This window comes from Pseudomonas sp. SIMBA_068, from assembly GCF_046534705.1.
GTDB lineage: Bacteria > Pseudomonadota > Gammaproteobacteria > Pseudomonadales > Pseudomonadaceae > Aquipseudomonas > Aquipseudomonas putida.
This window is the reverse complement of record NZ_JAWRYI010000086.1, coordinates 1-400: the sequence shown is the minus strand read 5'-3', so window position 1 is coordinate 400 and position 400 is coordinate 1. Positions and strand designations below refer to the sequence as shown.

Genomic DNA, 400 nt, shown 5'->3' with positions numbered 1-400 from the left:
CGGGCGCGGATGTCGGCAAGTTCGAACAGCTGACCCTGGACAAGACTCCTGTCAGCACCCAGGTCACTGACGAGCCAGGCACTCCAGGCAACCCAGGCGGCACCAACGAAGGTGACCTGGTCAAGGTCACCATCACGGCCGACCAGACTTCGGTCGCCGAGAACGTCAAACCGACGTTCACCGTGCACATCAACCAGCCGCTGGACCACGATCTGGTCGTGACCCTGAGCAACAACGCTCAGGTCACCATCAAGGCCGGCGAGACCAGCGCACCGTACACCCACGATGCGCAAGGCGACGACGTTTACAACGACGCCGGTGAAATCAGCGTTGGCATCAAGTCGGCGGTGGACGCCACCGGTGCGACCTTTGAAAACCTGGAGTTGGGCGGCGCTGCGAA

1 protein-coding gene is annotated in these 400 nt (G+C 62.2%); it reads left to right on the top strand.

Going from position 1 to position 400, the window contains the following annotated elements; genetic code table 11:
* The coding region (locus SB756_RS28280; protein WP_410912800.1) for an immunoglobulin-like domain-containing protein at positions 1-400 on the top strand (400 nt) is incomplete at both ends.